The following is a 14,724-nucleotide window of genomic DNA, read 5'->3' on the forward strand; positions in this document are numbered from 1 at the left end:
AGATCCGGTTGTGGTGGCGGGGGACTGGCGGCCGCATATTCCGGCCGCCACGATGGGTCGGCCGAGGATCGCCGACCGCGTCGTGCCGCGCCCCGATCTGATCAGAGTTCTGCGGTCAGCCTCAGGCGGCGACCTCGTGGTCATCACTGCGCCGGCGGGATACGGCAAGACGACCGCGGCCGCACTGTGGGACGCCGACGACGACCGGTCGTTCGCCTGGGCGCGCATCGACCACCTTGACGACGACCCCGCCCACCTGCTGCTGCACCTGGCGACAGCGGTCGTCGAACTCACTCAGATCGACCATGGTCTGCTGCACTATCTGCGTGGGCCAGGACGGCCCCCGATCACCCACTTGTTGCCGACGGTCGTGCGGGTGCTCGAGGAGTGCGGGCCGCTCGTCCTTGTCGTCGACGATGTCCACAAACTGTCGGCTCCCGACGCCATCACCGCGCTGCACCTGCTCATCGATGCCGCGCCGCCGACGACCACCATCGCCCTCCTCGGCCGGTACATGCTCCCACTGGAGATTGCGCGCCGCCGCCTGCAGCACACCGTGGTCGAAGTCGGTCAGGAGATGCTGAGGTTCTCCCGCGATGAGGCGTTGGCTGCCCTGGAGATCGTCAGCGGACCCCGCACCCACGCGACCGCGACCGCGGTCGTGGACCTCTGCGAGGGATGGGCGGCCGGAATCATCCTGACCGCGATGGCGTTGCGCGACGGGGCGGCACTCGAAGCTCTCAGCGGTCGGAACAACCTGGTTGTCGAGTACGTCGTCGAAGAAGTCCTCGACCGCCTCGACGCACACATCGCCACCTTCCTCGTCGAATCTGCGGTCCTCGACCGTTTCAACGCAGAACAACTCGACGCCGTCTTGGATCGCCACGATTCCGCGCATGTCTTGGAGTCCATGGCCACCACGGGCAATCCGTTCCTGATTGCCTTGGACTTTCGGCATCGCTGGTACCGCTACCATCACCTGTTCGGAGACGTACTGCGAGAAAGACTACGGGCCAGCAACACTGCGCGTTTCCGTGAATTGGCAGTGCGCGCAGCAGATCTGCTCGAGCGTGAGGGCGACATCGACGGTGCGCTGCTGCTGGCACTGGATGCGGGAGACCGGGCGCGCGCCGCGTCGCTGGTGAATCGCGAAGCGGTCCGGCTCAGTTTCGACGGACGCGCCGGAGTGCTCGCCCGTCGCTTGAGCATGCTCGATGCACGCACCTTCGCCGAGCATCCCGACGCCGCCGTGGCCCGGGCGTGGCTCGGAGTCACGACGGCCGATGCCGAACTGATCCAGCGCTCGCTGATGCTGGCGCACCGCTGCGACGACGGGAAACCTCTGTCGGACGACACGCCGTCGGTGAAAGTCGCTGTGGCACTGATTAGCTCGATGCTGGGAGCCGGCGGCGTGAATGACGTCATCCGCCACGCGGATGTGGTGCGTGCCGCAGGTGACAGCCTGGTGAACCCGTGGTGGGGGGCGGCCACCGTCATGAAAGGTGCGGCGGAGGCCATGCGGGGCCAGGCAAACCGGGCCCGCGTACTGCTCGAGTCTGCCCTCCCGGTCACCGAGGATCTTCCGGGTTTCCAGGCGGCAGCCCTTGCGCACCTGGCATTGCTCGACCTGGGCGGCGGGGACGACGAGAGCGCCGTGCAGCGCAGCGACGCTGCGCGCACCCTCGCCGACAAATACGACCTGTGCGATGTGGTTCCGATGATCGTCGTGTATGCCACGAGTGCGGTCATGGGCGCACGCGTCGGTGATGTGGCGTCGGCCCGGGAAGCCGTCGGTATGACGGAGGTTCTGCTCGACCGGCTGGGCCAATTGGCTACACGCACCGCGTTGACGGGCCACGGACTGCTGGCATGGACGGGCGCTGTCATCGCGGACCCGGACCTGCTTGCCAAGCACCTCGCCGCGGCGGAGCGCCTCCGTCATCGCGAACCCGACGCGGTGGCACTCCTGCAGCGCATCGAACGCGTCAAGTCGTTGGCGACGGGCGCTGCGCGTCCGCTGACCGCAGCCGAGCTGCGGCTGCTGCCACATTTGGCGACACATCTTTCGCTGCAGAGCATTTCGGAGGTGCTCATGGTGGGCCGGGAGACGGCCAAGAGCCAGGCGACATCCATCTATCGCAAGCTGGGAGTCACGTCGCGTGCCGAGGCGGTCGCGGAAGGCAAACGGGTCGGTCTGATCCCGGAGTGAGAGCTCTCACGCTCCCTTCGACCAGCTCCACGCCGCGATCAGCCATGCGCCGCCACTGCGCCTTAGGGCGACTGTGAACGTCGATCCCGTCTGCGTCCGACGGTCACCTCGGAGATCGAACGTCATCGTCGCCGGCACCACGACGTAGGCGCAATCACCGGTGACGTCGACGTGTCGCGGTTCCTCGAGTGAGATCCGGTAGTCGGAAGCACCCAGATGCTCGCCTTCGGTCAGCACGTCACGCCACCAGTCACGGGTCGCCGCCGGGCCTACCCACACGTGGGGTGCCATGCCGTCGAGAATCTGCATCACGTCAGCGCACTCGGACGCCATCGCGTTGACGTCGGCGCCGTTGAACGCATCGACGTAACGCACCACGGTGTCGAACGGATTCTGTGTCACAGAGCCATCCTTGTCAGGTTCCGCCAGAGGTTGCGCAAGCTGTCCGTGCCGCCGAACAGAGTGGTGAAGTGCGTCGAATCGATCAGCACGATGTCGGCGGCGCGTTCGCCGTCGGGGGGCATCCAGATGACCGCGTTGAAGGCGGTGTTGCCGGCTGCGGTGAAGGGGTGGGGTCGTTTGAGGTCCACGGGCTGGCGTGCCAGCACTCGCAGGTTCGCGCCCTCGGGTGCGGTCAACTCGTAGTGGGGAAGGTGCTGATGGAAGCTCAGCGTTGGTACGTCGGCGAGCAGCCCCAGCTCATCGAAATCACAAAAAGTTTTCAGCGGCAGGGGATCCCGCGTTCCGTCGACTACATCGGGCCGCAGCCCCCAGATGTTGTGCACGGGAACTGAGAGTGCGCGCATCAACGACCGGGTGTAGCGGCTGAAGCGTTGTTTGCGCGGTACGAGTCGGTCGCCGTGGTGCTCGTACTCGATCTGTCGTTGAGTGAGGTCATCGGTGAACCCGACGTCATGGTGTGGCGCGAGCAGAAGGCAATTGCCTTCTTGTCGCAGCCATTCGCGGATCGCTTCCACTTCCTCCCGGGCGGCCTCCAGGCCGGAGTTGAGGTGGTCGAGCCCGAACACCATCAGCGTGTCGGTGTCGGCCAGAATCCTCTCGTCGATCGGTTGGGGGTAACCGGCCTGGTCGACACGTTGGAACACCGCGACCGGGTGGCCGGTGACCTCCCCGACGAGGTCCTGGAAGGACAGGGTGGAGCGGTGGAACAGTTCAAGGGTCCCGGCGATGCCCTGGAGGAAATTGCCGGCCTCAAACTCGGCCGTCTCATACGCCGGGTAGACCACGTTGCGCACCTCGGTCAGTGTCGAGAACCTGTTCGACATCGCCGCCGGATCCCGTTGCGCCTCCCAGGGATAACTCCATGTCCAGTAGATGCTGATGCGTCGACGGCCGTCGCGCGGGCGGGCGACGTGCTGTTGGTTGTAGGTGCGGGCCGCTCGGACTGTCATGGGCTTCCCTCCGCCAGATATCTCAGAGCGCTGATGCCGGGCAAGAAGAAGTACGCGCCTCCCCGCAGTGTGGTGAACGCGGGGATGCCTTTGTGTACTTTGCGGATCGGCCTTTTCGGCACGGTGAAGTCCAGCGTGCCGTCCTGCGTTCCGCAGATAGGATCGTGCTCGTTGCCGAGTTCGTGGAAGCTCTTGTCGTTGATCCACACGTTCTGCGCGAATTCGAACTGCCGCACCAGGCTTGCGCAAATGATGAATGCGGCAATTCCGCGATCCACGCCGTCCTCCGGCGCACCGTCCGGGAGTGCCGGGCCGTAGGTGGCGCCGCGGCGAATCATGCGGCGCCGGTTCATGTTGTGGGCGGTGTCGCGCGGATTGAGCCGTCGGGCGTGGGATCCCAGCGGACACGCGTAGCCAAAGGGATCCATCTCCTTGTAGTTGAAGTCGTTGTTGCGCAACGGGTCTGCACCGAGTTCGGGGTCGTCAGCCTCAGGCGCCAGAACCAGGGGTGCGCCGCTGCGCCAGCGACCCATGAACTTTGCGGCCAGCAGCTCCTGCTCCTGCGGGCTGTCGGCGTTGTCGGCCAGATACGCGCGGAAGGCGCCGACATGCTCCTGAAGTCGCCGGTACGCCATGTAGCTGCCGTTGCGGGACAACGCTTCTGGCTCAGGAACCTCGGGAGAGGGGCTGAACTCGTCGGCATAGCCCAGGATGAACTCTCCGGGCTCCAGTGCCGGGCCCGAACCCGGTGTCGGCTCCTCACCCGACCCCTTCATCACGGGTTGAGAAAGGCGGTCCCGGAATCCGAAATGATCGTGGGCATAGTTGAACGGCGGGTGGGCGTTCAGGTCGAGATAGGACACGGTGCGCACCCCGTCGCAGCGTGCGACGAGCTTGTCGTGCTCGCCCACGCACCGCCGGTGCTCGTCGTCGTCGCGGGCGAACAGGATGGCGATGGCGTGGATGTCGTCACTGGCCAGACCGTCCACCCAATGCTCCGGAGCGTTCGGGCCGGTGTCGCCGAGGATGTCGGCCCGCGCGGCCATGCCTTCGCGGAACTCCTCGGGGAAAGTGGCCAGCGATTCGTCGGGAACGCCGAGCGCACGCAGCCCATTCCAGGTGAACGCCAACGTGATCCAGCGTTTCGACGCATCCAGCGTCGCGACCGCATCCGATGCCGACTGCACCCGGTCGAGCAGCTCAGACAGCCATGTCCGACCGCCGGCGGCGGTGTCGAACGTGAGGAACTCGTACCTGCCGGTCATGGCCGGAGTGCGGGTCAACAGAATGTGCTGAATGTCGTCGAGTTCGAGTGTCACTGCATTTGGTCGAGCATGTCGGAGAACGCCGCCTTGAGCCGCAAGGCCTTCTTGATCTCGTCGGCGGTCACGTAGGGGTATTCGCCGTACTCCAGGAAGCTCGGCACCTGGTGTTCACGCACGAACGTGATGAACGCATCGGGGTTGGTCTTCCAGTCGTCGGGAAACCCCTCGAGATTGGTGAATACGGTCGTGATGCCGGTGGCGCTGAAGAGTCGTACCGCGTCTTCGGTGTACTTGTCGAAGTCGGTGTCGAAGATGCCCTGGTACTGGAAGTGCAGCCCCGACCCCACGTCGAACAGGATCCAGCGCAGATAGTGCAGGCGCAGCGGGGCGAGCACGTCGGGACTCGCCGCTATCGCCTCCTCGATCTGTTTGCCGTAGGCGCGCACGGCGTCCTCGCGTCCTTCCTTCACCTTGGCGATGATCGAGAAGCCGTGACAGGCGGGAGTCCGCGGGAAGACGGGCCCGTAGCGGCCTCGCTCCAATTCGTGATAGCCCTCCGGTGGAATGGCCATTGCTGCGGGCTGCGCCCATCTGTTGTCCGCCATGGCAAGCCTCTCGATCGCGTCGATCGGATGCTAAGGCGGCGTGTCAGCGGGTGTCCTCCCCCTAACTGGGGGAAGCTCGTCGGCTGTCGCCGAGCACGAAATGGCGTGCTGTGTCACGGCCGGGCGCTGGTCACGGGTTGAGGCCTGGGGTCACGCCTGGCGTGACTGCTAGGGACAGCCGAAAGGGCCTGACCCCAGGCGAATTGGAGGCTACCCCGTCAGCGCCCGGGGATAACCGCTTTGAGCAAACTTCCCCCTTTGTGGGGGATGTCGCGGTCACCGCACCTGCTTAACCTCAGGCTGAACCTACGGGCGAGGAGTCTGCAATGCGGTTCGTGACCTTCTTGGTCGCGCCTGTCGTGGTGTCGACCGCGCTGGCGGTGGCACCCCCCGCCGCGGCCGATTGCACCAGCTCTGGCGGCACGACCATCTGCTCCCAGGGCACAGTACGCGGCTCCAATACAGGTGACGGGCCCAGCGGATCGTCGGGCCCGTACGTCCCGTATCCCTGTGACATCAACTGGTACGACTGCGACGAGTGGTGGAACGTCGACTTCGACGCCGACATCGACTGGGATCCCGGACGCCCCGGAGGTCCCGGCGGCCCGGGAGGTCCCGGCGGACCCGGAGGCATCGGCGGACCCGGCGGACCGGGAGGACCCGGGTTCGGCGGAGGTGGCGGTTTCGGAGGCGGCGGCCGCGGTGGAGGCGGACGACGGTGACCAACGCAAACGAGGAGAAACACATGTCGTCTCGAACCCTTGTCCGCGCGGTGGCGGCCATCGCCTGCCTCGGTGCGCTCAGCGCGGCGCCGGCGCACGCACAGCCGCCGGCGCCCCCCAACTGCACCTCGGCCGATCTCACCGGGACGATGACCGGGGTCATGGCCGCGACGACGGCCTATCTGTACACCCATCCGCCGGTGAACGACTTCTTCTCCACCCTGAAGGGCAAATCTCCGGAGGAGCGCAAGGCGGCTCTCGAGGCGTTCCTGACCGCGAACCCGCAAGTGCGCGGTGAGCTGCAGGCCATTCGTCAGCCCATGACGGATTTCCGGAACCGCTGCGGCTGACACGACATACGATTCCGTTGTGCGTTTCTTCTCTGCGCGGTGTCTTCTCGCCGCGACTCTCGGTGTCGGCGCAGCCCTGAGCGCTGTCGCGGTTCCGGCCTCTGCGCAGCCCGTGCCGAACTGCACGGCGGCCGACGTTGCCGGCATCGCCACCGGCGTCAGCGCCGCCACGTCGGCGTACTTGTTCACCCACCCGCCGGTCAACGACTTCTTCAGCTCCCTGCTCAAGATGAACGCCGACGAGAAGAAGGTCGCTGTCACCCAGTACATGGACGCCAACCCTCAGGTGGCGGCCGAACTCCGCGGCATTCGCGCACCGCTGGTCGAATTCCGGCAGCGCTGCGGCCATTTGCAGGGCTGAACTCAGCGCCGGTCGGGCGCCACCGCTTCAGCGAGCGTCGAAGGGATTCCCGGAACCCGTCCCACGGCATCCATCAGGCCGTGGGCGCACAGGTCGGCGATGAAATCGGCATCCAATGACGAGTCGAGCAGCCGCTGGCGACACATTTCGAAGGTGAAGGCCAGCCAGCCGTAGACGGTTGCGCGCAGGTCGCGTTCGACCTTGTGGTCGATGCCGCCGACTGCGCCGACGATGCGGTCGATGATGCGGTTGGCCTGGCGGTCGTTGTCGATGTCTTCGATCCCGCGCAGCACCGGGTCGGCACGACCCATGCCCATGTATGCCGCCCAGGCGCCGTGGGGATGATGTTCGTCGTACTGCAGGTAGGCCAGCACACCGGCGCGAACCTGGCCGAACAATGTCTGCCCCGGCTGTGGCGGGGTGTTGGTCGCTTCGAACAGTCGCTCGCCCTCCGCGCGGACGACGGCGGCGAAGAACGCCCGTTTGTCGGGGAAGTAGTGGTACATCAGAGCGCGGGACACTCCTGCGCGCTCGGCGATCTCGTCGATTCGCACCTCGTCGTACGGCCGTTGACCGAAGACCTCGGCGCCGAGCGCCAGGAGTTCGTTGCGGCGATCGTCGGGCGAGAGCCTGCGCCGTGATTCAGCCATGACCCCGATCCTAGTTAACACATGTACAACAGCTGTGCACTCTGGGTCCCTGTGCACCGCGAGCGCGCGCGCCTTGCCCCGCGAGCGCGCGCGCCTTGCCCCGCGAGCGCGCGCGTCTGCTCGCCGACACGCCGTCGGCACCGGTGCTTTTGCGCGCGTTCGTCGCCCGTCAGTGCGCTCGCAGTGTCCGCTGATACCGACGCATCCCGCTCACCCAGCGGTCGTAGTCGCCGCCCTTGTGCCGGTACATCTCGAGCAGCTCGGCGTGCGGCAGCACCATGAAGCGGTTCTCCTCGATCGCCGCCACCGTCACCGACGCGACGTCGGCTGCGCTGATCACGCTCGCCGACTGCGCGATCGACGACGCGCCGAGCTTCACCTCCGGATCGTCCATGCCCCGGATCGTCTGCAGCAGCGGTGTCTCGACCCCGAGGGGGCAGACGCAGCTGACCCCGATGCCGTCGTCGCCGTAGGTGATCGCGAGCCACTCGGCGAAACCCACGGCGGCATGCTTGCTCACCGCATAGCCCGCGGCACCGAGTTGGGTCAGCAGACCCGCCGCTGACGCGATGGACACGAAGTGCCCCGAGCCCAGCGCCTGCCAGTGCGGCACCAGCAGACGCGCCGCCCGGATGTGGGCCCGCAGATTGACATCAAGGATTACGTCCCAGTCGGATTCCGTTCCGAGACCCGGCTTTCCGATGACCCCGGCGTTGGCCACATAGATGTCGACAGGGGAGAACTCTTGTCCGGCGAGCGTGATGAGGGCTTCGATGTCGGCGATATCGGCCGCATCGGCGCGCAGCGCCGCGGCGGCACCGCCGGAGTCGCGGATCGAGTCAGCCGTGGCGTGGGCGCCGGATTCGTCGAGATCACCGACGACGACGCTGACGTTCTTGGCGGCGAGTTCGACGGCCAGTGCGGCGCCGATTCCCGACGCTACGCCGGTGACGATGGCTGTCTTGCCTGCTAAGTCCATGACCCGATTGTCGGCCGTGAGGGTGCGCAAAATGTACGCGGGGTGCGGCGTGTCGCCGGACGGACGCGCGCGCTCGCGGTGCGAGGGGACCGGACAGACGCGCGCGCTCGCGGTGCAAATCAGCCGAAATGGACACCCTGGGCCAGCGGGAGGTCCGACGAGTAGTTCACCGTGTTCGTCGCCCGCCGCATGTAGGCCTTCCAGGCGTCCGACCCCGACTCACGGCCGCCGCCGGTCTCCTTCTCGCCCCCGAAGGCGCCGCCGATCTCGGCGCCCGATGTGCCGATGTTGACGTTGGCGATGCCGCAGTCCGACCCGTCGGCAGCCAGGAACCGCTCGGCCTCGCGTACGTCCAGCGTGAAGATCGACGACGAAAGGCCCTGCGGTACAGCGTTGTTCAACGCGATAGCTTCGTCCAGCGTCTCATAGGTCATCACGTAGAGGATCGGCGCGAACGTCTCCTGGTGCACCACCGCGGTCTGCGACGGCATCCGCACCACGGCGGGCGTCACGTAGAACGCGCCTTCGTCCCCGACATCGACGCGCTGACCGCCCGACACCGAACCTCCTTCGGCTTCGGCCCGCTGCAGCGCGCCCACCATGTCGCGGTAGGACCGCGCGTGGATCAGGGGCCCCACGAGTGTGCCGTCGGCGAACGGATCGCCGACCGGCAGCTGCTGGTAGGCCGCTTCGATCCGCGACACCAACTCGTCGGCCACCGAGGAGTGCACGATCAGCCGCCGCAGCGTCGTGCAGCGCTGACCGGCCGTCCCCGCCGCGGAGAACACGATGCCGCGCACCGCGAGGTCGAGGTCGGCCGCGGGTGTCACGATTGCGGCGTTGTTACCGCCGAGCTCCAGCAACGACCGCCCGAATCGCGCAGCCACCCGAGGCCCGACTTCACGCCCCATCCGCACCGATCCGGTCGCCGAGACCAGCGCCACCCGCGGGTCGTCGACCAGCTTCTCGCCGATCTCGCGCTCTCCGAGCACCAGCTTCGAAACACCCAGCGGCGCACCGACATCGGCGCAGGCGCGCTCGATGAGTGCCTGGCACGCCACCGCGGTCAACGGGGTCAGCTCGGACGGCTTCCACACCACCGTGTCACCGCACACCAGCGCGACCGCGGTGTTCCACGCCCACACCGCGACCGGGAAATTGAACGCCGTGATCACACCGACGACCCCGAGTGGGTGCCAGGTCTCCATCAGGCGGTGCCCGGGCCGCTCCGAGGCGATCGTGCGTCCGTAGAGCTGTCGCGACAGGCCGACGGCGAACTCGCAGATGTCGATCATCTCCTGCACTTCGCCGAGCGCCTCGGAGTTGATCTTGCCCGCCTCGACCGTGACCAGCGCCGCGAGATCGGCCTTGTGCTCGACGAGCAGCTGACCGAGGCGGGCCACCAATGCGCCGCGCACCGGGGCCGGCGTCACCCGCCATACCGAAAATGCCTCAGCTGCAGAGGAAATTACGGCATCGGTCGCAGCGACCGAGGACGCGGGGACCGAGAACAACACGTCCCCGGTGATCGGTGTGCTTGCGGGCATGCCGTCGCCGGGCTCACCCAGCGAGACGGAGGCGCCGACGGCCGCAAGCGCGTCACGGACCCGGGTGCGCAGCGCGTCGGAGGTGGGCAGTGATGCGGTCAGCACGGTGGTCATGAGGATGCGACTTTCTCGTAGAGGTCATAGGGGTCGTGAATGTGGTGTCCGATCTGGCCGGCCATCCATTCCTGGCTGTAGTCGGTGGCATCTCCACCCTGCGCCGCGGCCGCGTCACTGTCGAGGTTCGACCTGAAGATCCCTGCCGCCGACGCCGGAAGGAAGTCCTCATACACAACGGGTCTCGCCGGGTCGCCGCCCACGTAGTACGCAAGACCCGCCGCGGCCATCTCGGCGTCGGTGGCCGGGAAGTGCTCATGCCACACCGACGCCGGATCGGACGCCGCCATCGCGTGGTCGTACCGCTCGCGGCCCGCCGGCGTCAGCGCGACACCGCGTTGCTCGACTTCGCCGAAGCGGACGCGCAGCGTTCCGTCGGTGACCGTCCCAGAGGCCGACCGGAACCGCCGTGGTTCGGCAAGAGCGCGAAACGATGTCTGGCGCAACAACACCTGGGGCCCGTGTACGCGCGGCGGGCCCTGGATGTGGTCGATCATCGTGATTCCGCGCGCCTCCATGGACTGTTGCAGCGCATCGATGTCGAGGACGCGCGGTGTCAGGTGGTTGATATGGGTGGACGTGACCCCGGCGATGTCTGCGGCGACGGCCGACACCGCAGAAAGCTCCTCGTACCACGATCGGTCGATGGGCTCGCGTGACAGGGCAAAAGCCGATACCGCGGCGTCGACGAACTCCCCGGCCTCCTCGTCGGGGCATCCGCCGGCGGCCGCGATCCGGCGCGCCTGCGCGATCAGTGACGGGTCGAACAGCTGCCGTTGGCCCACAAATCGCTCGACGCGGGCACGAAGGTCGGCGCTGAAGAATCGCTCGTCAGCACTGGCGAGCATGGAGGTGAATACCCGAAACGGGTTGCGGGCCAGTTCATCCTGGTCGATGGGACGAAATGCGGTGGAGACCACGGGGACGGGGGAGGCCGCCTCCCTCAGGTCGTAGTAGCCGACGGGATACATACCGAACGCCGAGAAGAGGTCGGCGACCTGGGCCAGCTCCTGGGCGCTGCCGACGCGGATCGCGCCGTGCCGTTCGGCGGTGACGCGCGCCAGCGACCCGAGGCGTTGCGCAGCGTCGTGCGTCGCCGCGTAGTCGGCATTGACCCGAGTGCTGACCTCGACCAACGTGTCGTAGGCCGGGACCTCCGAGCCGTACATCCGGGACAGCCCCGCCGCGAAATGCGCCCGTAGCTGCGATGTTTGAGTGTTCACGCTCAGGCCCTCCGATACAGTGCGGCCATGACCGATCCCGTCGAAACACCGCCGCACGCGCCGCTCGACGAGATCGACCGCGTGCTGGCGCGCGAACTCGTCGCCGACGGACGCGCGACGCTCGCGCATCTGGCGGCCACGGCCGGTTTGTCGGTGTCCGCGGTGCAGTCGAGGGTGCGTCGGTTGGAGTCGCGGGGAGTGGTCAGCGGATATACGGCCCGCATCGACCCCGAGGCCGTCGGCAGCATGCTGTCGGCGTTCGTCGCCATCACTCCTCTCGATCCCTCTCAACCCGATGATGCACCCGCGAGGCTGGAGCACATCCCCGAAATCGAGGCCTGCTACTCCGTCGCCGGTGAGGACAGCTATGTCCTGCTGGTCCACGTCGAGTCGGCGCGAGCACTTGAAGGGCTGCTGCAACAGATCCGTACCGCCGCCGACGTGAAGACGCGAAGCACGATCATCCTACATAAATTTTACAGCGATCGGCGCTATGTACCGGACTAATTACGTCTGAGGGGCACTGAACAGTAAAAAATCCGTTAGGATGGCTGTCATGACCGCAGTTCTGCCGGAAAGGCGCCACCTCTCGTCCGACACGGTTACTCCGAACGATGTCCGCTCGGTGCTGGCGCGCAGCATCCTGGCCGACGGCCTCGACCTGGTGCTCGACCTCGACCGCTCGCGCGGCTCATACCTCGTCGACGCCCGATCAGGCCGCGTCTATCTCGACATGTTCACGTTCTTCGCCTCTTCGGCTCTCGGCATGAACCACCCCGGGCTCGCCGACGACGAAGAGTTCCGCGCCGAACTCGCCGCCGCCGCGCTGAACAAGCCCAGCAACTCCGACGTCTACAGCGTGCCGATGGCCCGATTCGTCGACACCTTCGCCCGGGTGCTCGGCGATCCGAAGCTTCCGCACCTGTTCTTCGTCGACGGGGGTGCGCTGGCGGTCGAAAACGCCCTCAAGGTCGCCTTCGACTGGAAGAGCCGTCTCAACGAGTCGAAGGGGCTCGACCCGGAATTGGGCACCAAGGTCCTTCATCTGCGCGGCGCGTTCCACGGCCGCAGCGGCTACACCATGTCACTGACCAACACCGACCCGAACAAGGTCGCGCGCTTCCCCAAATTCGACTGGCCGCGTATCGACGCGCCCTATGCGCGGCCGGGTGCGAGCATCGAAGCGCTGGAAGCCGAGTCGCTGCGGCAGGCTCGCGCCGCGTTTGAGGCCAGCCCCCACGACATCGCGTGCTTCATCGCCGAGCCGATCCAGGGCGAGGGTGGCGACCGGCACCTGCGTCCGGCGTTCTTCGCCGCCATGCGGAAGCTGTGCGACGAGTTCGACGCGCTGCTGATCTTCGACGAGGTGCAGACCGGCTGCGGGATCACCGGAAGCGCCTGGGCGTACCAGCAATTGGGGGTCCAGCCCGACGTCGTCGCATTCGGTAAGAAAACCCAGGTCTGCGGCGTCATGGCCGGCGGCCGCGTCGACGAGATCGCCCACAACGTGTTCAGGGTCAGCTCACGGATTAACTCGACCTGGGGCGGCAACCTCGTCGACATGGTCCGCTCCCGCCGCATCCTCGAGATCATCGAAAGCGACGGCCTCTTCGACCGGGCCGCCGAAGCCGGGTGTCACCTTCTCGGGGGCCTCGAAGAGCTGGCCGTGGAGTTTCCCGGCCTGGTTCGCGACGTCCGCGGACGCGGACTGATGTGCGCGTTCAGCATGCCGTCGGGAACGCTGCGCGACGATCTGGTGGCCGGGCTGTGGGAGCGCGGCGTGATCATGCTGGGTTGTGGCCCCGACAGCGTGCGGTTCCGGCCGGCGTTGACGGTGACGCACGACGAGATCGACGCCGCGCTCGACGCCGTCCGCGCGGTGCTCACGACGATGTCGGCTGGGTGAGCCGCCGAATCGTCGACCGCAGCCGCGGCAGCTCCGCGCCGCCGACCAGTTCGCAGCCGTGCAGCTCAGCCAGTTTCCTTGCAGCGGGCGTGAATTCGTGATTGGTGACGACCATGGTCTGGGTGCAGTCCTGCATGGGGGCGCCGGCGACCACTTCCTGGACGGCGCCCGCGCCGACGGGGCGTGAGCGCCGTTTGCACTGCACCGCAAGCCGGTGGGGGCGATGGCCGATGATGAGGTCGACGCCCCAGTCTCCGGTGAGCGACGTCATGATCACCGGCACGCCGCAGCTCCTGGCGATGCGTGCCACGTAGTCCTCGAACTCGGTGCCGGACATGTCCGTCTGCGGGTCGCGCTCACGGGCGCTCGGCGTGGCCGCCCCGGAGATCGCAGCGCGAACGAATCGAGGGGCGACAAGCACAACCGCGGGAATCAGCAACGCCGAGAGTGCACTGACGGGCAGGCTGGCGCCGGTGAGATAAGCGGTCACGCCGGCAGCCGCCGCGAGCGCCGCGTACAGCTTCCACCTGAGGGTTCGCACGGCCGCATCGTAGAGGCGGATGCCGACATCACAGGTTTATCACGACCGTGGCCCGGGAATTCGTCGCAAACCGATCACCCGAAACCGGAGACCGCACGATGGCCGACCTGTCTCACCACACCCGCGACGTACGCCGCGGCGCCGCGTTCAGCGACGCCGACGTGCGCGACGCCATCCGCACCGGCCTGGGGTTCGCGGTGATCGGTCTGCTGTTCCTATTCGTCGCCGACATGTGGATCGGGACGTGCACGGGTTCGCTGGCGCAGGCGGCCGGCTGCGGGGTGCCCCAGAAGGCAATGCTGGCGCTCGGTTCTCCGGCCATTCTCCTGACCGGCGGGGTGTGGTCGCTCGCGCGCAGTTTCCGGGCCGAGCATGGACGGCCTGCCCAGTGGGCATGGCAGGGTGCCGGTTGGGCGCTGCTGGCATTGACGGTGGTCTGCGCGGTTTTGAGTCTTCCTTCTCTGCCTGGGCGGTAGCACACTGGGACAGGTAGTTCTAAGGAGTTACCGATGAAGGGTCCCAAAGATCCCGTCGACCACGCGCGCACGACGCGACCGCACGCAGGTGAGTCGATGAAGGACAACAAGATCATGCCGGGGCTCGTGGTGATCGGCCTGTCGCTGGTCAGTTTCGTCGCCGCGCTGTCGGCGTTCGCCACCTCCCATCACGATGTCGGCCTCATGCTCGGCGCCACCGCGCTGGCCGGCTTCGTTGTCGGCGGAGGGTGGCTGATCGTCGAGCATCAGCGTGTGCGGCGGCTCGAACAGCGTTGGTACGCCGAACATCCGGGCGCGGTGCGACAGCCGCCGAACAGCTGAGTCCGGCGCGCCGAGATGGCGC

The 14,724-nt window shown here is 67.0% G+C and carries 17 protein-coding genes; 8 read left to right on the top strand and 9 right to left on the bottom strand.

Going from position 1 to position 14,724, the window contains the following annotated elements; genetic code table 11:
* The first annotated feature begins 10 nt into the window (after positions 1-10).
* Positions 11-2,209, top strand: a complete 2,199-nt coding sequence (locus AWC12_RS02415) for a helix-turn-helix transcriptional regulator (RefSeq protein WP_085172094.1) — start codon at positions 11-13, stop codon at positions 2,207-2,209.
* Between the two features lie 6 nt (positions 2,210-2,215).
* On the opposite strand, the gene AWC12_RS02420 is transcribed toward AWC12_RS02415, so the two are convergent.
* From AWC12_RS02420 to AWC12_RS02435, 4 genes are read right to left on the bottom strand one after another with little or no spacing between them, the layout of a single operon-like run.
* A complete protein-coding gene (locus AWC12_RS02420) occupies positions 2,216-2,611 on the bottom strand; it encodes a YybH family protein (protein ID WP_234813810.1) in 396 nt (131 codons plus the stop codon).
* Complete coding sequence (locus tag AWC12_RS02425) at positions 2,608-3,621, bottom strand: hypothetical protein (RefSeq protein ID WP_085172096.1); 1,014 nt, start codon at positions 3,619-3,621, stop codon at positions 2,608-2,610. The genes AWC12_RS02420 and AWC12_RS02425 overlap by 4 nt, the downstream gene beginning before the upstream one ends.
* Positions 3,618-4,940 (bottom strand): Dyp-type peroxidase, encoded by a 1,323-nt coding sequence (locus AWC12_RS02430; protein WP_085172098.1) that lies wholly within the window; start codon positions 4,938-4,940, stop codon positions 3,618-3,620. Before AWC12_RS02430 ends, AWC12_RS02425 begins: the two co-directional genes overlap by 4 nt.
* Positions 4,937-5,491 carry a hypothetical protein gene (locus tag AWC12_RS02435; protein WP_024448476.1) on the bottom strand — a complete coding sequence of 185 codons (555 nt, stop codon included), beginning with the start codon at positions 5,489-5,491 and terminating at the stop codon, positions 4,937-4,939. Before AWC12_RS02435 ends, AWC12_RS02430 begins: the two co-directional genes overlap by 4 nt.
* 326 nt (positions 5,492-5,817) lie before the next feature.
* On the opposite strand from AWC12_RS02435, the gene AWC12_RS30970 reads away from it, so the two are divergent.
* Genes AWC12_RS30970 through AWC12_RS02450 form a run of 3 tightly spaced genes read left to right on the top strand, consistent with a single transcriptional unit; the run spans position 5,818 to position 6,924 of the window.
* Positions 5,818-6,213 carry a hypothetical protein gene (locus AWC12_RS30970; RefSeq protein WP_165762757.1) on the top strand — a complete coding sequence of 132 codons (396 nt, stop codon included), beginning with the start codon at positions 5,818-5,820 and terminating at the stop codon, positions 6,211-6,213.
* A 23-nt stretch (positions 6,214-6,236) separates the two neighbouring features.
* Positions 6,237-6,563, top strand: coding sequence for a heme-binding protein (locus AWC12_RS02445; protein ID WP_024448478.1), 327 nt, complete (start codon positions 6,237-6,239; stop codon positions 6,561-6,563).
* Positions 6,564-6,582: 19 nt separating this feature from the next.
* On the top strand, positions 6,583-6,924 hold the full coding sequence (locus AWC12_RS02450; RefSeq protein WP_024448479.1) for a heme-binding protein: 342 nt from the start codon (positions 6,583-6,585) through the stop codon (positions 6,922-6,924).
* 2 nt (positions 6,925-6,926) lie between these two features.
* Here AWC12_RS02450 and AWC12_RS02455 read toward each other — a convergent pair whose 3' ends face one another.
* From AWC12_RS02455 to hglS, 4 genes are all read right to left on the bottom strand, one after another.
* Positions 6,927-7,574 (bottom strand): TetR/AcrR family transcriptional regulator, encoded by a 648-nt coding sequence (locus AWC12_RS02455; RefSeq protein WP_024448480.1) that lies wholly within the window; start codon positions 7,572-7,574, stop codon positions 6,927-6,929.
* Positions 7,575-7,743: 169 nt separating this feature from the next.
* The gene (locus AWC12_RS02460) at positions 7,744-8,553 is read right to left on the bottom strand and encodes an SDR family NAD(P)-dependent oxidoreductase (RefSeq protein ID WP_085172209.1); all 810 of its coding nucleotides are present in this window, start codon (positions 8,551-8,553) and stop codon (positions 7,744-7,746) included.
* 119 nt (positions 8,554-8,672) lie between these two features.
* A complete protein-coding gene (amaB, locus tag AWC12_RS02465; protein ID WP_085172100.1) occupies positions 8,673-10,214 on the bottom strand; it encodes an L-piperidine-6-carboxylate dehydrogenase in 1,542 nt (513 codons plus the stop codon).
* A complete protein-coding gene (gene hglS, locus AWC12_RS02470) occupies positions 10,211-11,443 on the bottom strand; it encodes a 2-oxoadipate dioxygenase/decarboxylase (RefSeq protein ID WP_085172212.1) in 1,233 nt (410 codons plus the stop codon). The genes amaB and hglS overlap by 4 nt, the downstream gene beginning before the upstream one ends.
* A 21-nt stretch (positions 11,444-11,464) precedes the next feature.
* On the opposite strand from hglS, the gene AWC12_RS02475 reads away from it, so the two are divergent.
* A complete protein-coding gene (locus tag AWC12_RS02475) occupies positions 11,465-11,944 on the top strand; it encodes an Lrp/AsnC family transcriptional regulator (RefSeq protein WP_024448655.1) in 480 nt (159 codons plus the stop codon).
* 49 nt (positions 11,945-11,993) lie between these two features.
* Positions 11,994-13,343: an L-lysine 6-transaminase gene (gene lat / locus AWC12_RS02480; RefSeq protein WP_085172214.1), complete on the top strand. Its 1,350-nt coding sequence runs from the start codon at positions 11,994-11,996 to the stop codon at positions 13,341-13,343.
* Here lat and AWC12_RS02485 read toward each other — a convergent pair.
* Positions 13,321-13,884 (bottom strand): restriction endonuclease, encoded by a 564-nt coding sequence (locus AWC12_RS02485; RefSeq protein WP_085172102.1) that lies wholly within the window; start codon positions 13,882-13,884, stop codon positions 13,321-13,323. The genes lat and AWC12_RS02485 overlap by 23 nt on opposite strands.
* 98 nt (positions 13,885-13,982) lie before the next feature.
* On the opposite strand from AWC12_RS02485, the gene AWC12_RS02490 reads away from it, so the two are divergent.
* Positions 13,983-14,360 (top strand): hypothetical protein, encoded by a 378-nt coding sequence (locus tag AWC12_RS02490; RefSeq protein ID WP_085172216.1) that lies wholly within the window; start codon positions 13,983-13,985, stop codon positions 14,358-14,360.
* A gap of 33 nt (positions 14,361-14,393) precedes the next feature.
* Positions 14,394-14,702, top strand: coding sequence for a protein UsfY (gene usfY / locus AWC12_RS02495; RefSeq protein WP_085172103.1), 309 nt, complete (start codon positions 14,394-14,396; stop codon positions 14,700-14,702).
* Positions 14,703-14,724: the final 22 nt, after the last annotated feature.

Source organism: Mycolicibacterium iranicum (genome assembly GCF_002101705.1).
Taxonomy (GTDB): domain Bacteria; phylum Actinomycetota; class Actinomycetes; order Mycobacteriales; family Mycobacteriaceae; genus Mycobacterium; species Mycobacterium iranicum.

Bases quoted from the DNA above. Each gene is read 5' to 3' on its own strand.
- AWC12_RS02425 (WP_085172096.1), bottom strand. From the start codon at position 3,621: ATGACAGTCCGAGCGGCCCGCACCTACAACCAACAGCACGTCGCCCGC.
- AWC12_RS02435 (WP_024448476.1), bottom strand. From the start codon at position 5,491: ATGGCGGACAACAGATGGGCGCAGCCCGCAGCAATGGCCATTCCACCG.
- AWC12_RS30970 (WP_165762757.1), top strand. From the start codon at position 5,818: ATGCGGTTCGTGACCTTCTTGGTCGCGCCTGTCGTGGTGTCGACCGCG.
- AWC12_RS02445 (WP_024448478.1), top strand. From the start codon at position 6,237: ATGTCGTCTCGAACCCTTGTCCGCGCGGTGGCGGCCATCGCCTGCCTC.
- AWC12_RS02455 (WP_024448480.1), bottom strand. From the start codon at position 7,574: ATGGCTGAATCACGGCGCAGGCTCTCGCCCGACGATCGCCGCAACGAA.
- AWC12_RS02460 (WP_085172209.1), bottom strand. From the start codon at position 8,553: ATGGACTTAGCAGGCAAGACAGCCATCGTCACCGGCGTAGCGTCGGGA.
- amaB (WP_085172100.1), bottom strand. From the start codon at position 10,214: ATGACCACCGTGCTGACCGCATCACTGCCCACCTCCGACGCGCTGCGC.
- AWC12_RS02475 (WP_024448655.1), top strand. From the start codon at position 11,465: ATGACCGATCCCGTCGAAACACCGCCGCACGCGCCGCTCGACGAGATC.
- lat (WP_085172214.1), top strand. From the start codon at position 11,994: ATGACCGCAGTTCTGCCGGAAAGGCGCCACCTCTCGTCCGACACGGTT.
- AWC12_RS02490 (WP_085172216.1), top strand. From the start codon at position 13,983: ATGGCCGACCTGTCTCACCACACCCGCGACGTACGCCGCGGCGCCGCG.
- usfY (WP_085172103.1), top strand. From the start codon at position 14,394: ATGAAGGGTCCCAAAGATCCCGTCGACCACGCGCGCACGACGCGACCG.